Genomic DNA, 19,265 nt, shown 5'->3' on the forward strand with positions numbered 1-19,265 from the left:
AACTAACCCACAGGTATTATTGGACTAATTCAATGCTCTTATCCGTCAGGAGTCCCATGCTCGCTGCCATTGCGGTTGCTGTCTTCATCTTGCTGGTCCCAGGCGCAGTTCTCGGTTGGGTCAGTGGGCTACGCCCCACGCTCGCGTTGGCATCTGCCGGTCCATTAATGCTGGGCGTGACTGGTTTTTCCGCATGGTTGTCCCACGCGCTCGGGCTGGATTACACCTGGCTATTCGTGGCCGGCATGTGGGCATGGTTCTGTGCCATTGGCTATCTGGTGCGCAGATTCATCCCCCGCGCAACGCCAGAAGACGGCTTCGATTCCGGTGCTGTCACCGCGATGATTGTCGCCGGGGTCACGGTAGTCGGCTCGATGCGCGCCATGCTCGTGCTTCACGACGTCCCCGGCGGCCCCGGCGCTATCCGCGAAGCTTGGGACATGCTCTGGCATACCAACTTCCTCCGGTTCATTGACGAACACGCAATAGCCTCGCCCACCGCGGCCGGTGACCTGATGAATCAGGAGACCGGAGCCGAAATGTTTTACCCCACCGGCTGGCATGCTGTGGCGGGGCTGCTGCCCGGCTCAGTCTTCCTCGATTCCAACGTGTTTGCGTTCTTGGCCCCGGCGCTGCTTCTGCCCGCAGCAACTGCGGTGCTAGCCCGCACCGCAGTTGGTCCTAAGTGGGCGGCCTATGCCGGTCCCGCAGCTGCCGTCGCGACGCTGATGCTCCCGGAGATTTGGGTGGCTCTTTGGCGCACATCCTCCATGCCGTATCTGCTCGCGGTGGCCGCTTTACCGATTGCTGCAGCTTTGACTATGCGGGGCTATATTATCCCCGCTACGCTTGCCCTGGTCGGCACGTTTATCACCCACCCGGCCGGCGCAATTGCTGCCGTGCTCTTTGTTGGCTTGTGGTTGATTACCCAACCGAGTGTCAGTGGCCTAGCTCGCACGCTAATTGTCGGAGCGCTCGCCCTGGTGATGACTCTCCCGGCGGCATTGTCCGCGAGGGGGCAAGGCGAATCCGTTGCGGGCTTTACCGGCCAAATTGAGATTTCCCGCTCCGAATCGCTGTGGCGGACGCTTATCGGATTCTCCCGCTATGCTGACGAGCCCATCTTTTCCCGGACCGTTCTGGTTCTTGTACTCATCGGCCTGGTGGTGGCGCTGGTCTCTCGCCTGCCAGACAGCCCTTGGGCGCCGTGGCCGGCACTGGTTTTCGGGCTGCTCTTTGTGGTTTCCGACAGTGCGCAGTCCCGTTGGGCTGAGCCGTCCGGCACCTATCTGAAGTTTATTGGCACTTTCTTCTACGACATGCCGTATCGCATGCAGGCGGTTATGGGAATTCTGCGCGCAGTGCTGGTCGGCTACGCAGTCGCGGCTGTCGTTGTCGCGATTGCGGCTGCGGCGCAGTGGATCGTCGCAAAGCGAAATCAGCCGGTCAAGTCGTGGAATTCTGCGCTGGCGATGGGGCTCGTGGCGGCACTGGCGATTGTGCCTGCGACCTGGGTGAGTGGGCCTGCTCAGCGCGATGCAATTCGTGCAAGTTTCGGAAGCACGTTTGTGACCGCTGCGGACATGGAAGCTATTGATTGGCTGTCCGAGCAGCCGCATGCGTTTGAGGGGCATATCCTCAATGACCGTCGTGACGGTTCTGCGTGGATGTACGCCATCGCTGGGCTGCCGACGCTGTTCCGCCATTTCTCCTTCTCCGACAAAACTGCCGAGGCAAGCAAGAAGCTGCCGACAAACGTTGACTTGCTGGGCTCACATCCGGAATTCGATGCCATGGCGAAAAAACTGGGCGTGCATTACATCATTAGTTCCCCGCCGGGTGTGAACACGGATGGCACGGAGGCGCTGTCGATGCGTTCCTGGGCATGGCACGCGCCGGGGCTCACGCCTGTGTATCACGACAGTTCGGTGATGATTTTCGCGGTCAACAAGATGTTTTCACCTGAAGAGTTGCACGCTGTTGTCAACAGTTCCCCACACCGCCCGGCGCGCCCCAATCCGCTGTGGATGCCTCCGCGCCAGCCGATCATCCCCTCCCCCGACGAGGCTGCCGATCCGCTCGCCGGCGCGCATATCACCGTCGACTCTCGCCGCGGGGCCATCGAGGCTATCAACGCTGACCTGCCTCGCGCGCTGCGTTTGAGTGGGGATACTTCCGCTCACATCGACAGCATCGTGCAACGTGCCAACGAGAAGCTCCGTCAGCGCGGCGCAATCGTTGGCGCGCATTCGCTTGCCGACGACACGGAGAGCGCAGCCACCGTAATCGTCGGTCGCTCATCAGAGGGCCAGACCCTTTCTGGGGATAACATCGGCGATCGTGGTTTTTCGGTCTCGGCTGTTGTGGAGTCTCTCGAACCTGACGACGATGCCCCTGCTGATTGGCAGTTGGCGGCAGGCGTGCGCGACGGAATGGTGTTCCGTGGTTTCAATCCGCACAGTAGTTACAGCACAAACGGAGTGCCTACGGAGTTTCGCACCGGCTTGGCGCCGGCAGTGGCGGTGAACCAGAGTTCGCGGTCGCATGCGCCGACAGTTGCACTATCGCTGGGCGCGGTGGGTGCCGCCAAACTCACCCGCGATTTGGCTGACCCCGCTATGCAGGACAAATGGGCCGACGCCATCGTCGACGGCATCGCCTCCATGTTGCGGCAGAACCGCCATCTCGTAATCGCTCCCGAGCCGGAGTTGATCCCAGAGCTCGCTGGCGCCGGAGCACACTAGTCCGCGGCCTAGGTGCGTGCCGAGTTTAGGCGTACTCCACGATCACCGGCGCGTGGTCCGTCCAGCGAAGGTCGTAGGCGGCAGGCTTATCCACCACCGAGCTGACGGCACGCTTGAGCATTGGTTCGGTTGCCGCCTGGTAGTCGATGCGCCAGCCGGCATCGGTATCGAACGCCTTACCGCGGTAGGTCCACCAGGACCAAGGGCCGTCGGCCTCTGGGTGAAGACGGCGAGTGACATCAAACCACACCGGATCTGCATTGGGCGCCGGGGCCTCCCACACGGAACCATCGGAGAAGGCACCGGATTCCAGCTCCTTGTCGCTGGCCTGAACCTGCGAATCCTGGGGAACCTCATCGGGCCAGCAGCCGAAGATTGAGTCCATCCAGGCGCGCTCCTGTGGCAGGAAACCGCTCTTGCGGCGGTTGGTCTTCCAGTTCTTCAAATCCTGTTCGCGGTGGCAGATGTTCCAGTCGCCGCCGATAACTGCGTGGTGACCGTCGCGCCCCTTGGCCCCCAGTTCCGCCAGGTAATCAGAGAAAGCATTGAGGAAGCGGTACTTCTCATCCTGCTTCTCGCTCAGGGCAGCACCAGAGGGCAGGTAGAGGCTGGCAATCTGGACATCCGCATCCAGGCCGGTATCCGCTGCCGGGGCAACCCCACTGATAAACCGACCGGATTCTTCGAACTCCTCCGAGCCGATGCCCACCTGGACGTCGTTAAGCGGAAAGCGCGAGAGAATGCCCACCCCGGCGCGCCCCTTGGCCCCCAGGTTTTCAGCGCCGACCCAATGCCATCCGGCATCGAAAGCGGGCGCGAGGGCCTTGCGTGTCTGATCGTCGGTGGCGCGGACTTCCTGCAGCAAAACGACATCGGAACTGGTGTGCTTCAGCCACTCCAACAGTCCCAGGTTGGTTTCGCTGCGCTCCTTGACGGCGGCGCGAATGCCGTTGACATTGATTGTCGCGATTGTAAGGCTCATGCCCTCATACGTTACCTATGCGTGCGCTACGCCTTGTAGACCCCTAGCGCAGTTCGATGCGCTCGGACTTCTTCGCCTGTGAGCGGCGGTACAGAACAATGGTCGGCAGAGCGATGAAGATAGCCAGCATCGCCAACGTTGCGCCGCCCAAAGCCGGTGCGCGGTAGCCATAACCGGAAGCGATGACCCAACCACCGAGCGCGGCTCCGAATGCGTTGGCCATGTTCAATGCGGCCTGGTTGAGAGCTGCTGCCAGCGTCTGTGCGCGACCTGCGACATCCATCAGACGGGTCTGCAGATTCGGTACCAATACCGATCCCAGCAGACCGATAAGGAGGAAGTTGATCGTGCCCAGCACAGCATTCTGCGAGGTGAAGTAGAAGGCGCTGAGCATGATTACCATCAGCACCAGCGCAACCATGATGCCCCACTCCCCGATGCGGTCGGAGAGCCATCCGCCAATGTAGGTACCGACTACCATGCCGATGCCGTAGGCCATCAGCACAATCCAGATGTGGTTTTCGCTCATGCCCGCTTCGCGAGTCATGGTCCAAGTGATATAGGTGTAGACCGCGAACATTCCGCCGAAACCAACGGTGCCAATTGCGACGGTCAGCAGCACCTGCGGTGTCACCAGGGCGGAGAGCTCATCCATCGGACGCGTCTTCGGCATACGGTTCATATGCGGCACAGCGAACCACAGCGAAACAAGTGCAATCAGGCCGATGACCGCTACAAACGCGAAGGCGCTGCGCCAACCGTACATCTGCCCCAGCACCTGCGCGGCCGGCACACCAATCACAGTCGCCACCGACAGCCCCACGCCCGACAGGGCCACCATCTTTCCACGCTGCCCTGGCTTAGCCAGGGAGGCCGCCACCAGAGCAGCCACCGAGAAATACGCACCGTGCGGCAAACCGGCAATGAAGCGGGAGACCATGACAGCTTCGAAAGACCCCAGTGTGCCTGCCCATACCGTGGCACCATTGCCGATGGTAAATGCCGCCATCAGCAGCAGTAGCATGCGCCTGCGCGGAATCGAGCCGGTCAGCACGGTAATCAGCGGTGCGCCCACGACAACACCGAGGGCGTACATCGAAATCATGCGCCCCGCGGCGTCCTCATCGCGTCCAAAGGCGTCAGCGATGTAAGGCAGCAGGCCCATGGCCACAAACTCAGTAACGCCGATGCCGAATGCACCGACCGACAGAGCCACAATCACCAAGATTCGGCGTAGATCAGAGATGTCATCCTGGACCGGAACAGGACGGCGATGCGAGCTAAACGCTCCCGCACGACGTGCACGCGGTTTGTGGTCGTCGTTGTGGGTTGTTACTTCGCTTGACGACGTCATTGCGACCGTCTCCTTTTCTCTTCTTACGCCAGTTGGTGGGCTCTCAGTTCCCCTCGATTTTCGACCCAAGACGGGCTCGCAAAACCGCGAGGGGCGCCGAAAGGGAAAAATGAGACTCTACTCCGCAACACAAAAATTTCGCTATTCAATCCGTCTGTTCCCCGGGTATTTGTGCGCGGAATAACATCTACAGACATTGGTGGTAGTCACTCACTCACGTTCTTCTAATACATTGTGCAATCGGCATTGTTTGCCGAGGACTACCAATGCCCTCCGAGCGCCACGGACTTCCTACCATCGAGCGCTCCGGGTCTTCGATGCTGCCGTACTAGCTACCGAGTAAATTGTTGTAAAAGATATTTCGAACTGCAATACCGATAGGATCTTGATCCACTATGGGCGACCGCTATAACCTCTACGAGTCTCTGAAGCTGGATAGCGCAGCCAGCACCGAAGAGCTCCATGCAAACCTTTCTAGTCAGCTCTCTGAACTGCGGGATGCTGGTGTCTCGGAGTACTCCGGCGAGTTCCAGGAGAAGCTCACTGCGCTGCAAGTGCTAGGCGATGAGGGACGTCGTCGCGAATACGACGCTTTGCTGGCCGATGAGAACGCCACCATCACCATTGCGACGCTGCGCGGGCTGGCACATCGCCCGGTACCCACTGCGCAGGAATCCTCGTTCCAGACACAAGCCCAGCAAGCCCAGTCGCAGCCATCATCGGCACAGCAGAATCAACAAGCACAGTGGTCCGCCCCAACTCAAAACGGACCTGCGACGGTAACCACCACGGTGACCACGGATGTACCGCCACTGCCGGCAAACGCCACACTGCAGAACATGTGGCAGCGCATGCCGCTCATTCCCCGAATCACTACCGGCCTGGTCGGTTTTTCAACCTTGATTGGCATCATCACAGTTCTGTACGCAATCAAGCTCAGCATCCAGGGCGCCAACAATCTCGGCAGCCTAGAGTCATCGTTGGTCGATTCTTGGGAGGGCATTGGCTACATGATGGGCGCTGCAGCCGCCCTCGTTCTCGTTCCAATCCTTTTACTGCTGGGAATGATGCTTGTCACCTTGACCGCATACTGGATTCACTCCATTCTCCGCGGCGAAGACTCAACGGCACCAATCTTTTTCTGCGTCACCGTGGCACCACTGGCGTTGACTATGACCATCATCCCCCTCCTGTTCTTGAGCTCCTGGGTGGATGTAGTCCTCTTCCTCGCAGGTGCCATGCTGATCGCCGCTTGCGTTCTTATGTTCCTCAAGGACATGCGCGCATGGTTCCGCGGCCAGAAACTGGTCAGGACTACCCAGTCAGCCCCGGGGCAGGGATATGCTCCGCAGCACCCCCAGTCTCAGAACATTCAGGGCTACCAGTTCGGCCAGAACAATCCTCCGAACAATACGCAGAACTAACTAAGCTGCCCTGAACAACCGCGCCGGCGTGCACGACACCCCAGCGCGGTTTTTCGTATTTGCAGGGCCTGAGCGCGGGGCCGTCGTAAAGCGAAAAATGGAATGAAAAGCGGCGAATAAGCGACAAATAATTACGCATTTCGTGACTTACCTCACATAATTGCGTTATTCATATCACTATCACTGTTTTTGCGCTATGCCCCGACACAACCCAAGATTCAAAACTGGGTTATCGTGGAACAAAACAGATAGGAGACATGAATTATGGCGACAATTATTTGGACCCGTACTGACGAAGCCCCTCTGCTGGCGAGCTACTCGCTGAAGCCAATCGTGGAGGCATTTGCAAGCCAGGCTGGTGTCAATGTTGAAACCCGCGACATCTCCCTCGCAGGCCGCATTCTGGCTCAGTTCCCGGAGCGCCTTTCGGACGAGCAGAAGGTAGAAGATGCGCTGGCAGCCCTGGGCAAGCTGGTCAAGGAGCCGGACGCCAACATCATCAAGCTGCCGAACATCTCTGCATCCGTCCCGCAGATTAAGCGCGCTGTCGCAGAGCTGCAGGAAAAGGGCTACGACATTCCGAAGTACAAGTCGCAGCCGGAAGGCGACGAGGAGACCGCCGACCGCGCAAAGTTCGACAAGGTCAAGGGCTCTGCCGTTAACCCGGTACTGCGTGAGGGTAACTCCGACCGCCGCGCTCCGGAGCCGGTGAAGAACTACGCCCGCAAGCATCCGCACCGCATGGGCGCTTGGTCCGCAGACTCCAAGACCAACGTCGCCACCATGGCCTCCAACGACTTCCGCCACAATGAGAAGTCCATTGTCATGCCGGAAGACGACAAGCTGACTTACCAGCTCGAGTCCAACGACGGCCAGATCATCACCCTGAAGAAGGACATGCCGGTCCTCAAGGGCGAGATTATTGACGGCACGGGCATGAACGTCCACATCCTGGACAACTTCCTCCGTGCTCAGATCCGTCGCGCAAAGCGCGAGAACATCCTGTTCTCCGTCCACCTGAAGGCCACCATGATGAAGGTCTCCGACCCGCTGATTTTCGGCGAGGTCCTCAAGGCCTTCCTGCCATCTGTTTTCCCGAAGTTCGAGTCCAAGCTGGCTGCTGCCAACCTGACTCCGGACTATGGCCTCGCCGCTATCCTCGACGGCCTGCACAAGCTTGACGACGCAACCGCTGCAGCCGTCAAGTCCGCGATTGAAAAGGACCTGAAGGAGGGCCCGGCCCTCTACATGGTGAACTCCGACAAGGGCATCACCAACCTCCACGTTCCGTCCGACGTCATCGTTGACGCCTCCATGCCTGCACTAATCCGCAACGGCGGCAAGGGCTGGGGCCCGAGCGGCGAAGAGAGCGACACTCTCGCTGTTATCCCGGACTCTTCCTACGCCGGCGTCTACCAGGCGGTCATCGACGATTGCCGCGCCAATGGCGCTTTCGACCCGGCGACCATGGGATCTGTCCCGAACGTCGGTCTGATGGCTCAGAAGGCTGAGGAGTACGGCTCTCACGACAAGACTTTCCAGGTTCCGGTTGACGGTGTCCTGCAGGTCATCAACTCCGCTGGTGAGGTTCTGATTGAGCACCACGTCGCCGAGGGTGACATCTGGCGCTCCTGCCAGACCAAGGACGCCCCAATCCGCGACTGGGTGAAGCTAGCCGTTAACCGCGCTCGTATCACTGGTGACCCTGCAGTGTTCTGGCTGGACCCGCAGCGTGCGCACGACAACAACCTGATCAGCAAGGTCAACGAGTACCTGGCAGATCACGACACCGAGGGCCTGGATATCCGCATCATGGATCCGGTGTCCGCCACCAAGTTCTCCCTCGAGCGCATCCGCCGCGGCGAGAACACCATTTCCGTAACCGGTAACGTTCTGCGTGACTACCTCACTGACCTGTTCCCGATCATGGAGCTGGGCACCTCCGCTAAGATGCTGTCGGTCGTGCCGCTAATGGCCGGCGGCGGTCTGTTCGAGACCGGTGCAGGCGGTTCCGCCCCGAAGCACGTCCAGCAGGTTCAGGAAGAAAACCACCTGCGCTGGGATTCCCTGGGTGAGTTCCTGGCACTGGCCGAGTCCCTGCGCTACGCCGCTGAAGATGACGACGACCCACGTCCGCGCGTCCTGGCCGAGGCCCTGGACAAGGCAACCGCTACCCTGCTCGACGAGGGCAAGTCGCCGTCCCGCAAGGCTGGCGAGATCGACAACCGCGGCTCCCACTTCTACCTGGCTCTCTACTGGGCACAGGAGCTGGCCAAGCAGGACGAGAACTCCGAGCTGAAGGAAGCTTTCGCACCGGTTGCTAAGGCCCTCACGGAGAAGGAAGAGTCCATCACGAAGACCCTGATTGATGCTCAGGGTTCCCCAGCTGATCTGGGTGGCTACTTCCTGCTGGACGATGAGAAGACCTCCGCAGTTATGCGTCCGTCCGCTGAGTTCAACGAGATCATCGACGGCCTGAAGAAGTAGGACTAACTGCCTGCCCCCTGGGCGGTCTGGCTGGTCTGGTTGGCCCAGGCTGGCCTTGGCCGACCTAGACTGCCCGCCGATTTCAGGCGATAGCCCCTCGCTCATGTTGCATTTGATGCACATGATGCGTGGGGCTTTTTCTGTGCCCTGACCTCCATAACGGCCTTGACAACTTCGAGCGCCCTTCGGCGGTCTCCGGTACTTTTCGCCCATACCCAGCCCTCAGCTTGGCTCAACCCGACACTCGACACCGCAGCGCCCAATGCCCCGCCCCCACAACTAATCACACCCCACGACTAATCAAACCAATCCGTACTAAGCGGGCTATAGCACTCTCGACACAGATGCACACACCCTCTTACCTTGGGTTTTTCTAAAACTTTGCAATAGACAGCTTGGTTCACTATTGTTTGTAAGCAACGTTTTGAACAACCTCAAAAACCGCAAGGAAGTATCTGAAATGACCACCAAGTACGACAACAGCAACGCCGCCGACTGGGGCCTGTCCACTCGCGCTATTCACGCCGGCTTCGCTCCGGACGCACAGACCTCCGCGCGTAACCTGCCGATTTACAACACCTCCTCCTACGTCTTCGATTCCGCTGAGCACGCTGCCAACCGCTTCAACCTCTCGGATGCAGGCCCGATTTACTCCCGCCTGACCAACCCGACTGTGGATGCCGTCGAGCAGCGCATCGCCAGCCTTGACGGTGGCGTCGCAGCCGTACTGTTCGCCTCCGGCCAGGCAGCTGAGACCGCTGCTGTTCTCACTCTGGCTCGTGCGGGCGACCACTTCGTCGTTTCGCCGCGCCTCTACGGTGGTACTGAGACCCTGTTCAAGGTCACCCTGCCGCGCCTTGGCATCGACTGCACTTTCGTCGAGAACCCGGATGACCCGGAGTCCTGGCAGGCAGCAGTTCAGGACAACACCGTCGGTTTCTACGGTGAATCCATCGCCAACCCGCAGATCGACATCCTGGACATTCCGGTTATCGCAGAGGTTGCACACCGCAACAACGTGCCGCTGATTGTCGACAACACGGTTCCGACCCCTGCCCTGCTGCGCCCGCTCGAGCACGGTGCTGACATCGTGGTTTCTTCCACCACCAAGTTCCTGACCGGTAACGGTTCCTCCCTCGGCGGTGTCATCGTCGATGGTGGCAAGTTCGACTGGACTCAGACCCGCAACGGCCGCTCTATCTTTCCGAACTTCACCGAGGCCGACGAGGCTTACCACGGCCTGAAGTTCGCCGACCTGGGCGCCCCAGCCTTCGCACTGCGCGCCCGCGCTGGCATTCTCCGCGACACTGGTGCTACTCCGGCTCCGTTCAACGCGTGGGTTCTGGCGCAGGGCCTCGACACCTTGTCTCTGCGCATCGAGCGCCACAATGAAAACGCCAAGGCTGTCGCCGAGTTCCTCGAGAACCACCCGCTGGTCGCCAAGGTCAACTACGCTGGCCTGCCGAGCTCCCCGTGGCACGAAACCCTGACCAAGCTGGGTCTCTCCGGCGCCAGCGGCGTGCTCTCCTTCGACTTGAAGGATGCCGACACCGCCAAGGCTTGGAAGTTCATTGACGCTCTGAAGCTGCACTCCAACGTCGCCAACATCGGTGATGTCCGCTCGCTGGTTGTCCACCCGGCCACCACCACTCACTCCCAGTCCGATGAGGAGGGTCTGACTCGCGCCGGCATTTCCCAGGCCACCGTGCGTCTCTCCGTCGGTATCGAGAACATCGATGACATCATCGCTGACCTCGAGGGCGGCTTCGCAGCACTCGCGTAGACCGTTTGTACACAGACATATGACGGACTAAGTAGTCTATAAGGCATGAGCTTTTCCCCATCTACCCCGGCCGCCCTCCCACCCGAGGGCGAGCCGGGGCGTGTCTTTATCGGCGATGTCACCACCGAGGCTGGCGCGGTCATCCCCGACGTCACCGTCGAGTTCGAACGCTGGGGCCGGCTTAACGACGACTGCTCGAATGTCATCCTCCTCGAGCACGCTCTAACCGGCGACGCCCACGCTTCCGGCCCCTCGGATGAGTACCACCCGACTGCGGGTTGGTGGAACGGGATGATTGGCTCTGCCCGCGCACTGGATACCGACGAGTACTGCATCATCTGCACCAACGTCATCGGCGGCTGTCGCGGTACAACTGGCCCCTCCAGTCCGCATCCGGACGACGGCAAGCCCTGGGGCTCTCGCTTCCCCGCCATCTCCGTGCGCGACACGGTGACAGTGGAGCACCTTGCGCTGCAAGAACTGGGAATTTCCCGCCTCCAAGCTGTCATTGGTGGCTCCTTGGGTGGGGCCCGCGCGCTTGAGTGGTCACTGATGCACCCTGATTTCGTCGGCAAGGCATTGGTGATGTGTGTCGGCGCACGTGCGTCTGCTTGGCAGATTGGTATTCAGTCTGCGCAGATTCAATTCATTGAGTCCGATCCCGATTGGTATGGCGGCGACTACTACGACCGCGGTGTGACCCCAACCCGAGGTCTGGGGTTTGCACGCAGGGTCGCGCATTTGACGTACCGTGGCGAGCTGGAGATGGATGACCGCTTTGGTGCGGCAGCGCAGCCCGGTGAGAATCCGCTGGGCGCGATGCGCACGGAAGACCGATTCCAGGTAGAAAGCTACTTGGATCATCAGGCGAAGAAGCTGGCTCAGCGTTTCGATGCCGGGTCGTATGTCGTGCTCACCGATACCTTGAATCGGCACAATATTGGCCGTGATCGCGGTGGCCTCAACGAGGCGCTGCACTCGTCAACCGTGCCGACCATGATTGCCGGTGTGGACACGGATATTCTCTACCCCTTCCACCAGCAGGAGCACCTCGCCCGCAATCTGGGCAACTGCATGGGGCTAGAAAAGATTGAATCCGCCGTGGGTCACGACGGATTCTTAACGGAGTTCGAGCGGGTGGATTCGATTGTGCGTAATTTCCTCGCTCGCGATGTCAGCTAATGTCAGCTAGCTTCCCAGCGCATCCACGCTGACTGCCAGGAATACAATCCCCATCCCGATTATGGAGCAAAACCATAAGTCAAAGGCCCGGGATCGTACAGAGAACACGCCTAGAATGCTGTCCGGCAGGTACTGCCTAGCCACACCGAGCAGCATCATTGTGATTCCCAGCATGAAGGTGGCGCGTCGCCATCGCTCCAACCCCAGGAACACGACGAAGGCAGACATGCCGAAAAAGAGCGCGCCATAAATCGTGTACTGCACCCACATTGGCCACGATGCCCCCGGCGGCGGGGTCTTCGGGCTATGCGGGTTCAGCATTGGATCCGGCAGATCTTCCCGCCGGGCACGCTGCGCAATTTCCCTTTTCGACATGACTTCTTCCTCCTGGCTGACTAGGCCAGGCCAGCGAGCTTTTCAGCGCGCTCGACGACATTGCGTACGAGGAAAGCGCGAGTCAGTGGGCCGACACCACCTGGGTTCGGGGATACGTAACCGGCAATGTCCCAAACGTCATCAGCAACGTCACCGGCCAGCTTGCCGTCGACACGCGAAACTCCCACGTCGAGTACAGCAGCGCCAGGCTTGACCATGTCTGCAGTAAGCATATGGGCGACACCAGCGGCTGCGATGATGACATCAGCCTGACGGGTTTCAGCGGCCAAGTCCTTGGTGCCGGTGTGACACAGCGTCACGGTGGAGTTCTCGCTGCGGCGAGTGAGCATCAGTCCGATCGGGCGACCGACGGTGACACCGCGGCCGATAACAACAACCTTGGCTCCATTGAGCTCGACGCCGAAGCGTCGCAGCAGGTGGATACAGCCGTTTGGGGTACACGGCAGCGGTGCTGGCTCGTTGAGGACCAGCTTGCCCAGGTTTACCGGGTGGAGGCCATCGGCGTCCTTCTCCGGATCGATGAGGCCCAGAATACGGTTTTCATCCAGGTGCTTCGGCAGTGGCAACTGAACAATGTAGCCTGTGCACTCCGGACTTTCGTTCAGCTCGGTGATTACTGCCTCGAGTTCTTCCTGCGTGGTGTCAGCTGGGAGATCACGGCGGATAGAGGCGATACCAATCTGCTCACAGTCGCGATGCTTCATCTTGACGTAAGAGTGGCTGCCTGGATCATCACCAACCAACACGGTAGCCAGCCCCGGGGTGTAGCCGGCTTCCTTCAAACGCTCAACGCGCTTTTCCAGGTTTTCGAAGATTTCGTCTCGGTAGAGTTTGCCATCAAGCTTTGTCGCTGCCATGGCATTTATCTTAGGCACAGGAGCGAATAATGCCCAGAAACGCCCTGTAACCGCCCTCGCCTTTGACCCTATTTACCGCCCATAAAGCCCTGCTGACGCCAGACTTCATAAGCAGCCACTGCAGCGGCGTTGGAAAGATTCATGCTGCGACGAGCGGGCAACATGGGAATTCGGATTAATTGCGTAATTCGCGAATCATCGAGCACTGACTGTTCCAACCCGGTTGGCTCCGGGCCAAAGAGCAGTACATCGGTGTTCGTGTACTCAATGTCTGTGTGCCAAGTGTCAGCGTGTGCGGTAAAGGCAAAGATGCGGCACCCTTGGCTGGCAAAGGTCTCCAACGCTTGATTGATGGAATCGTGAATACGCACATCGGCCAGGTCATGGTAATCCAGCCCGGCGCGACGCAGATTCTTGTCATCGAAGTTGAACCCCAGTGGCTTGGCCAGATGCAACATAGCTCCAGAGCCCGCACACATGCGGATAGCGTTTCCGGTGTTCGGCGGGATGACAGGCCGGTCAAAAAGCACGTGGCAGGTGTGGCTCTTAATCCAGTCTGTGGAGTTGGTTGGCTCGGCGTTCGTCGGCTCGGTCGTGGCGCTATTCATTTCTTCTGTCAGTTCTTTTCCGTTGCTTCTATTACTGATCGTTGTTAGTTTCTACTGCCGTTGACGCGCTGGGCGCCGCATCACACACGCCGTGCTCGGCGAAAAACGCGATGATGGTCTCACCGATGAGCGCTCGGCTCCTCGGCTTCGAGAACTTATGGCCCTCTCCCTCAACCACCAGAAAATCAGTGGGCACACCATAGGCGTCCATGGCGTTGCGCATCTGACCGGACTCTCGCGGAGGCACGTTGGTATCCCACTCGCCGTGGATGAATAGGGTTGGAGCCTTCATTTCCTCCGCACGGTGCAGTGGCGAGATATCGCGCAGAAGCTCAGCATCCTGGTACGGGTAGCCGTATCGAGGGAACGCGGCCTGCGCCAACCAGGGTTCTGTGGATTGGTAGTAGGTTTCAAAACTTGTCATTCCGCAGGCATCCACGATGGCAGCAAACTGATCCGGGTACCACGCCGAGGCCAACAGCGACATGAAGCCACCGTAAGATCGCCCACCCAGGGCAATGCGTTCTGGGTCCGCCAACCCGGCATCAACGAGGAAGGCACGCGCCGCTGCGATATCCGCAATAGCGGCAAAGCGTCCATAGCGGTCGCCCGCGTGCTCGAATGACCTACCGGACCCCGAGGAACCGCGCACATTAGGTGTGAACACCACGAATCCCGCCTCCACAATGCTGGCTAGAACATCGTGGTGAATGGGTTTTGCCTGCAGTTCTGGGCCGCCGTGGATGTGGATGAAAGCCGGCGGTAGTGCGTTTCCGGAAACGTCATTAGAACTATTGCGCACCGACTCTGGAAGGTAGAGCCAGCCAGAGAGTTCCAGCCCATCGCGGGAGACAAAGTAGACCAGTTCTGGGGCCGGCATGGTCTCCAGATTCTTCTCTTCCAGAGCCAAAATCCGTTCGGTGCGTTCCATATCCAATGGCTCAATGACACCACCGATATTGCGCAGAATCTCCACCGTTGGCGCAAGGCCTGGCCCTTCTACTGTCAGGGAGATCAGCTCACCGTCCCCGGAGATTGACAGCTCGCGCGCAACCATGCCCGGCAATTCCACATTGCGGCGCACCATCACCCGCATGTCGTCAGTCTGCGGGTGAAGGCCAAGGGTTAGCACCTCGAGCGTGCTGACCCCACCGCTATTCCACAGCACAGCCGCAGTGGAGGAATCCTCACTAATGACGAATTCTTCGACGTCTTGATCCGGATTGCCAATGAACTCCTCGACATCAACTTCGATGCCAATCTTCATATCCAAAATCTCCGCTGCGGTCGATTCCGCTGTACGCGGCTCCGTGGTGCTGATACCGCTGTCGGGAGTAATACCCAGGCGCAGGATGCGACGCTGTTCCGCGCCATGATCTGAGAGCACGAATGCGGTCAGCTTCTCCTGCCCCGGATGCGCCAATAAGACACCGACATCCGTGGTAGAGCCAGGATCGGATGGCAACAGCGGCTGCCACTGCTGCCCCGGCCCGACTAGTAGTAACTCCCGGTGGCCTCGCGGGCCCACCCGCACGAGGCCAAACCCACTTTCAGCCGCTACCAGCTGGCTGTCGGTGCGTCTATCAATGACCTCATACTTTGAGTTTGTCGGGTTGACCAAACGTGCATAGTTAATGCCCTGGGCATCGACCGCGTTCATCGCCAGGAGATCGTTATCCCATTCCACCAGTGTGGCGCGCATATCCGCATCCATGCGCAGGGGGCGGGCACCATCGACCTCCGGATCGGTGGATACCAGCCAGGTCTGCAGTCGCTCCGTACCGTACGGAGAGACCTCGCAGGCAATCCACTTTCCATCCGGGGAGTGCAGCACTCTGGTAACCGGGCCTTCCACCGGCAGTTTCACGGGGCGCTCCTCCCCTAGCCCCTCCGGAGTAATCTCCTGCTGTACCGCACGCGGGTAGCCGCTATCGCGGACAATAAAGGCGATTGCACTCCCATCCGGTGCTAACGAGGATTCATAGGTCTGGCGCATAACAATCCATTCTAATAGTCAGCGAAAATCTCTACTTCGACCTGCCACCACCGGCCGCCCCAGAGCCTCGGACATATCCACCAGACGATCGGCCACGATTGTCACCGCACCAGAGGCTGTCTGCGCGATACCGCGCACCACCATCGCCCGCGAATTCACCGCTACCGGCCGAAAACGATTCCACAGCCCCGGTGTACACAGCACATTCACCAGCCCAGTTTCGTCCTCCATTCCCAAAAATGTCACTCCGCCAGCTGTCCCTGGACGTTGCCTATGTGTCACGACTCCCGCCACTTCTACTCGTGTTCCGTCGGGCACTGCTTTCAGTTCCGCCGCAGGCACCACTCCACGTTCCTGCAGGTCTGCCCGCAACGCGGCCACCGGGTACTGCCCCGGGGTCACTCCCGTTGCCATCAAATCGGCAGCTGCCAGCTCAAACTCCGTCATGCCGGGCAACGCCGGTGCGTCGGCAAGCGTGAGCCCCGGCAGCATGCCCTCACTTTCCGTCGCCGCCACGCCCGCCGCCCACAGTGCTTGACGACGGTCAATCCCCAGCGACCCAAGTGCTCCTGCGCGCGCCAGTGCTTCCATGTGCCCAACACCCAGCCGAGCTCTGCGGGCGACATCTGCTGCGTTGACAAATGGCCGCGCTGCGACGATACGTTCCGCCACGCCATTGCCCACACCGGCAATGGCACCGAGCCCCAAACGAATACGACCATCGATGACGCTGGCTTCCACGCCTGAAACTGCGATATCCGGACCATCGCAGCCGATACCGTGCCGGCGGGCATCGGCAATCAACGACTGCGGAGAGTAAAACCCCATGGGCTGAGCACGGAGCAACGCTACACAGAACTCCGCCGGATAGTGGTACTTAAACCAGGCCGAGAAATACACCAAGGAGGCAAACGACTGCGCGTGTGATTCAGGGAAACCGTAGGCGGCAAAGGCCACTATCTTGTTCCACAGTTGTTCCCCAATATCCGCATCAATGCCACTGGTGCGCTCCAGCCCAGCCAGAAAACGGGCATGGAGCGCTTCCATTTTGGCCACTGAGCGCTTCGACCCCATAGCGCGGCGCAGCGAGTCCGCTTCCGCCCCGCTGAAATCCGCCGCATCGACGGCCATTTGCATCAGCTGCTCTTGAAATAGCGGAATGCCCAGTGTCTTCCCGAGAGACTTCTCCAACACCGGATGCTCATAGGTCACCGGTTCGAGTCCATTTCGGCGGCGAATGTAGGGGTGCACGCTACCGCCTTGAATGGGGCCTGGGCGAATGAGTGCCACCTCCACCACCAGATCAAAGAACTCCCTCGGCTTCAGTCGGGGCAAGGTGGCCAGCTGCGCGCGCGATTCCACCTGAAACACGCCCACCGCGTCCGCGCGTGCCAACATCTCGTAAACCTCCGGTTCAGCGACATCTATTTCCCACAGGTTCACTCGGCGCCCATGCTGTTCATAGACCAAGTCAATGCAATGGTGGATGGCCTCCAGCATTCCGAGGCCAAGCAGGTCGAACTTCACCAGTCCCGCTGCCGCACAGTCATCCTTATCCCACTGCACTACTGAGCGCCCCTCCATGCGTGCCCATTCCACTGGCACGACATCCGCAATCGGCCGATCACAAATCACCATTCCGCCAGAGTGAATGCCTAAATGACGAGGCTGCCCACGAAGCTGCTCCGCCAGTTTTCGCACCGGCTCCGGCGGACACGCTTCCCGGTCTCTGACCCACGCATCGATAACGCCCGGCGAGTATCCCAACACCCGCGCCGCATCGCGCAATGCGCCGCGCCGCCGGTAGGTAATGACATTGGCTACCTGCGCGGCATTGTCACGACCATACTTTTCATAGACGTATTGGATAACCTCTTCCCTACGACCAGACTCGATGTCTACATCAATATCCGGCGGACCATCCCGTTCTGGCGACAAAAACCTCTCGAACAACAGCCCGGCACTAATGGGGTCAACATTGGTGATCCCCAGCGCAAAACACACCACCGAGTTAGCGGCCGAACCGCGCCCCTGCGCCAGAATTCCCGCCCGGCGACAGAACTCACAGATGTCGTGCACGATGAGGAAGTAGCCCGGAAAGCCCAGCTCTCGAATCACAGTCAGCTCATGTTCTAACTGCGCCCACGCCCGCGCTTGCACGGAGCCGTCCCCAGCTCCATCGACCGGACCATACCGCCGCCGTGCCCCCGCACGGGCAATTTCCCGCAGCCAGGAGTCCTCATCGTGGCCCTCTGGCACTTCCCAGCGAGGCAACTCAGGCGCAATGAGGTCAAGCGTAAAAGCACACTCACCTGCAATGTCCTGTGTTGACTGCAGCACCTGCACCCCCAGATACCGTGTTGCCGCCGCTAGCTCCTCCCACGAACGCAACCAAGCTCCGCCTGCCGGCTCCAGTCGTGACTCGAACCCGTCTAAGTCCTCTCTCACAGCAAGAGCCTGTTTAGCCCCAGCCAACCGGCTTGTCGCAGGCGAAGCCGACGTCGCAGCAGAGGAAACCACCTCCCGCAGGCCATACTTCACAGCTGCGGCTGAAATAGCTTCCGCGTCATCGGCCGCCTGCGCGGTGGGGCTCACGCGGTGTTCGAGTGCCACATTCTCCGCACCGAAGGCCGCAATAAGTTCTTCCAGGTCGCCGAGCCAGTTAACGTCGGCAAGCACCTGCCAGAAACCACCTGCAGCCTCCCCCAACTTTGGCAGTGGAGGATAGCGGACGACGGACTTCTCCCCTGCCGACATATGCGCATCACACAGCGCGTGGCTCAGGCGCCGATAGCCCTCGGGCCCCCGCCCCAGCACCGTGAGGGGCCGCTGCGGAAGCCCCAGCTCCGCGCCGATGATTGTGGCAATACCAGCCTCCGCTGCAGCCTCGGCAAAACGAGCGATTCCATAGAAACCATCGCGATCTGTCAGCCCCAACACGTTTAACCCCAAACGCACAGCCTCGGACACCAATTCTTCCGGATCCGATGCGCCATGCAGGAACGAATAACTCGAACGACAGTGCAATTCCGCCTTAATATCCGCAGGCGTAAATGACATGCCACCTCTGCCACCAGCGCCGCTTTCCGGAGCTTCAAAAGCCCCAACGATGGAATCTGACAGCTGTCCCCGCCAGCCGTTGAAGCTACCATTAGGCTGTAGTTTTCCTGAAAATTTACCCGATAGAATACGCTCAATCCGCGACCAGCTCAGTGGCCGACCGGACTGCTCCGACTGTCCGTCCGAGATGTTTTCCATGCCACGAACATTAACCCACCCCACGGACTGCATTCAAACGCCTTTTCGATTAGCATCTGCATTAAGCGCCACCCCCGGGACACATCCGTAAGTCACACCTCAGCAACACTCGACTGTTTAGGCTGAAGTTGAATTTTCAGCACTACCTGGGCAAGTGCTAGCCTTAACCCCAGAATTAAAGACAGCTTGGTCTA

At 59.7% G+C, this 19,265-nt stretch carries 12 protein-coding genes; 5 read left to right on the forward strand and 7 right to left on the reverse strand.

What is annotated here, in order from left to right; all coding sequences use genetic code 11:
- Positions 1-56: 56 nt before the first annotated feature.
- Complete coding sequence (locus tag HMPREF2847_RS00710; protein WP_070851176.1) at positions 57-2,744, forward strand: DUF6541 family protein; 2,688 nt, start codon at positions 57-59, stop codon at positions 2,742-2,744.
- A 25-nt stretch (positions 2,745-2,769) separates the two neighbouring features.
- Here the strand turns inward: HMPREF2847_RS00710 and HMPREF2847_RS00715 are convergent, their stop codons facing one another.
- Both HMPREF2847_RS00715 and HMPREF2847_RS00720 read right to left on the reverse strand, forming a co-directional pair.
- Complete coding sequence (locus HMPREF2847_RS00715) at positions 2,770-3,726, reverse strand: exodeoxyribonuclease III (protein WP_070851177.1); 957 nt, start codon at positions 3,724-3,726, stop codon at positions 2,770-2,772.
- Between the two features lie 43 nt (positions 3,727-3,769).
- Positions 3,770-5,080, reverse strand: coding sequence for an MFS transporter (locus HMPREF2847_RS00720; RefSeq protein WP_070851178.1), 1,311 nt, complete (start codon positions 5,078-5,080; stop codon positions 3,770-3,772).
- Between the two features lie 395 nt (positions 5,081-5,475).
- Here HMPREF2847_RS00720 and HMPREF2847_RS00725 point away from each other — a divergent pair, with 395 nt between their 5' ends.
- The 4 genes from HMPREF2847_RS00725 (at position 5,476) to HMPREF2847_RS00740 (ending at position 11,956) form a co-directional block, all read left to right on the forward strand.
- Entirely contained in the window at positions 5,476-6,504 is a 1,029-nt protein-coding gene (locus HMPREF2847_RS00725; protein ID WP_070851179.1) for a molecular chaperone DnaJ, read from the forward strand.
- 264 nt (positions 6,505-6,768) lie between these two features.
- Positions 6,769-8,991, forward strand: coding sequence for an NADP-dependent isocitrate dehydrogenase (locus tag HMPREF2847_RS00730; protein ID WP_070851180.1), 2,223 nt, complete (start codon positions 6,769-6,771; stop codon positions 8,989-8,991).
- Between the two features lie 460 nt (positions 8,992-9,451).
- Positions 9,452-10,774, forward strand: a complete 1,323-nt coding sequence (locus tag HMPREF2847_RS00735) for an O-acetylhomoserine/O-acetylserine sulfhydrylase (protein WP_070851181.1) — start codon at positions 9,452-9,454, stop codon at positions 10,772-10,774.
- Positions 10,775-10,819: 45 nt separating this feature from the next.
- Positions 10,820-11,956, forward strand: a complete 1,137-nt coding sequence (locus HMPREF2847_RS00740) for a homoserine O-acetyltransferase MetX (protein ID WP_070851182.1) — start codon at positions 10,820-10,822, stop codon at positions 11,954-11,956.
- Positions 11,957-11,962: 6 nt separating this feature from the next.
- Here the strand turns inward: HMPREF2847_RS00740 and HMPREF2847_RS00745 are convergent, their stop codons facing one another.
- The 5 genes from HMPREF2847_RS00745 to HMPREF2847_RS00765 form a co-directional block, all read right to left on the reverse strand.
- Complete coding sequence (locus HMPREF2847_RS00745; protein ID WP_070851183.1) at positions 11,963-12,331, reverse strand: DUF3017 domain-containing protein; 369 nt, start codon at positions 12,329-12,331, stop codon at positions 11,963-11,965.
- Positions 12,332-12,351: 20 nt separating this feature from the next.
- Complete coding sequence (locus tag HMPREF2847_RS00750) at positions 12,352-13,209, reverse strand: bifunctional methylenetetrahydrofolate dehydrogenase/methenyltetrahydrofolate cyclohydrolase (RefSeq protein ID WP_070851184.1); 858 nt, start codon at positions 13,207-13,209, stop codon at positions 12,352-12,354.
- Between the two features lie 68 nt (positions 13,210-13,277).
- Entirely contained in the window at positions 13,278-13,817 is a 540-nt protein-coding gene (locus HMPREF2847_RS00755) for a tRNA (cytidine(34)-2'-O)-methyltransferase (RefSeq protein ID WP_070560852.1), read from the reverse strand.
- Positions 13,818-13,848: 31 nt separating this feature from the next.
- On the reverse strand, positions 13,849-15,813 hold the full coding sequence (locus tag HMPREF2847_RS00760) for an alpha/beta hydrolase family protein (RefSeq protein ID WP_070851185.1): 1,965 nt from the start codon (positions 15,811-15,813) through the stop codon (positions 13,849-13,851).
- 18 nt (positions 15,814-15,831) lie between these two features.
- A complete protein-coding gene (locus HMPREF2847_RS00765; protein ID WP_070851225.1) occupies positions 15,832-19,071 on the reverse strand; it encodes an error-prone DNA polymerase in 3,240 nt (1,079 codons plus the stop codon).
- Between the last annotated feature and the right edge of the window lie 194 nt (positions 19,072-19,265).

The organism is Corynebacterium sp. HMSC074C03, assembly GCF_001838285.1.
In the GTDB taxonomy this organism is placed as follows: Bacteria; Actinomycetota; Actinomycetes; order Mycobacteriales; family Mycobacteriaceae; genus Corynebacterium; species Corynebacterium amycolatum.

What these genes read in the sequence shown, in the direction of transcription:
- HMPREF2847_RS00710 (WP_070851176.1), top strand. Translation starts at nt 57, where the DNA reads ATGCTCGCTGCCATTGCGGTTGCTGTCTTCATCTTGCTGGTCCCAGGC.
- HMPREF2847_RS00715 (WP_070851177.1), bottom strand. Translation starts at nt 3,726, where the DNA reads ATGAGCCTTACAATCGCGACAATCAATGTCAACGGCATTCGCGCCGCC.
- HMPREF2847_RS00720 (WP_070851178.1), bottom strand. Translation starts at nt 5,080, where the DNA reads ATGACGTCGTCAAGCGAAGTAACAACCCACAACGACGACCACAAACCG.
- HMPREF2847_RS00725 (WP_070851179.1), top strand. Translation starts at nt 5,476, where the DNA reads ATGGGCGACCGCTATAACCTCTACGAGTCTCTGAAGCTGGATAGCGCA.
- HMPREF2847_RS00730 (WP_070851180.1), top strand. Translation starts at nt 6,769, where the DNA reads ATGGCGACAATTATTTGGACCCGTACTGACGAAGCCCCTCTGCTGGCG.
- HMPREF2847_RS00735 (WP_070851181.1), top strand. Translation starts at nt 9,452, where the DNA reads ATGACCACCAAGTACGACAACAGCAACGCCGCCGACTGGGGCCTGTCC.
- HMPREF2847_RS00740 (WP_070851182.1), top strand. Translation starts at nt 10,820, where the DNA reads ATGAGCTTTTCCCCATCTACCCCGGCCGCCCTCCCACCCGAGGGCGAG.
- HMPREF2847_RS00745 (WP_070851183.1), bottom strand. Translation starts at nt 12,331, where the DNA reads ATGTCGAAAAGGGAAATTGCGCAGCGTGCCCGGCGGGAAGATCTGCCG.
- HMPREF2847_RS00750 (WP_070851184.1), bottom strand. Translation starts at nt 13,209, where the DNA reads ATGGCAGCGACAAAGCTTGATGGCAAACTCTACCGAGACGAAATCTTC.
- HMPREF2847_RS00755 (WP_070560852.1), bottom strand. Translation starts at nt 13,817, where the DNA reads ATGAATAGCGCCACGACCGAGCCGACGAACGCCGAGCCAACCAACTCC.
- HMPREF2847_RS00760 (WP_070851185.1), bottom strand. Translation starts at nt 15,813, where the DNA reads ATGCGCCAGACCTATGAATCCTCGTTAGCACCGGATGGGAGTGCAATC.
- HMPREF2847_RS00765 (WP_070851225.1), bottom strand. Translation starts at nt 19,071, where the DNA reads ATGGAAAACATCTCGGACGGACAGTCGGAGCAGTCCGGTCGGCCACTG.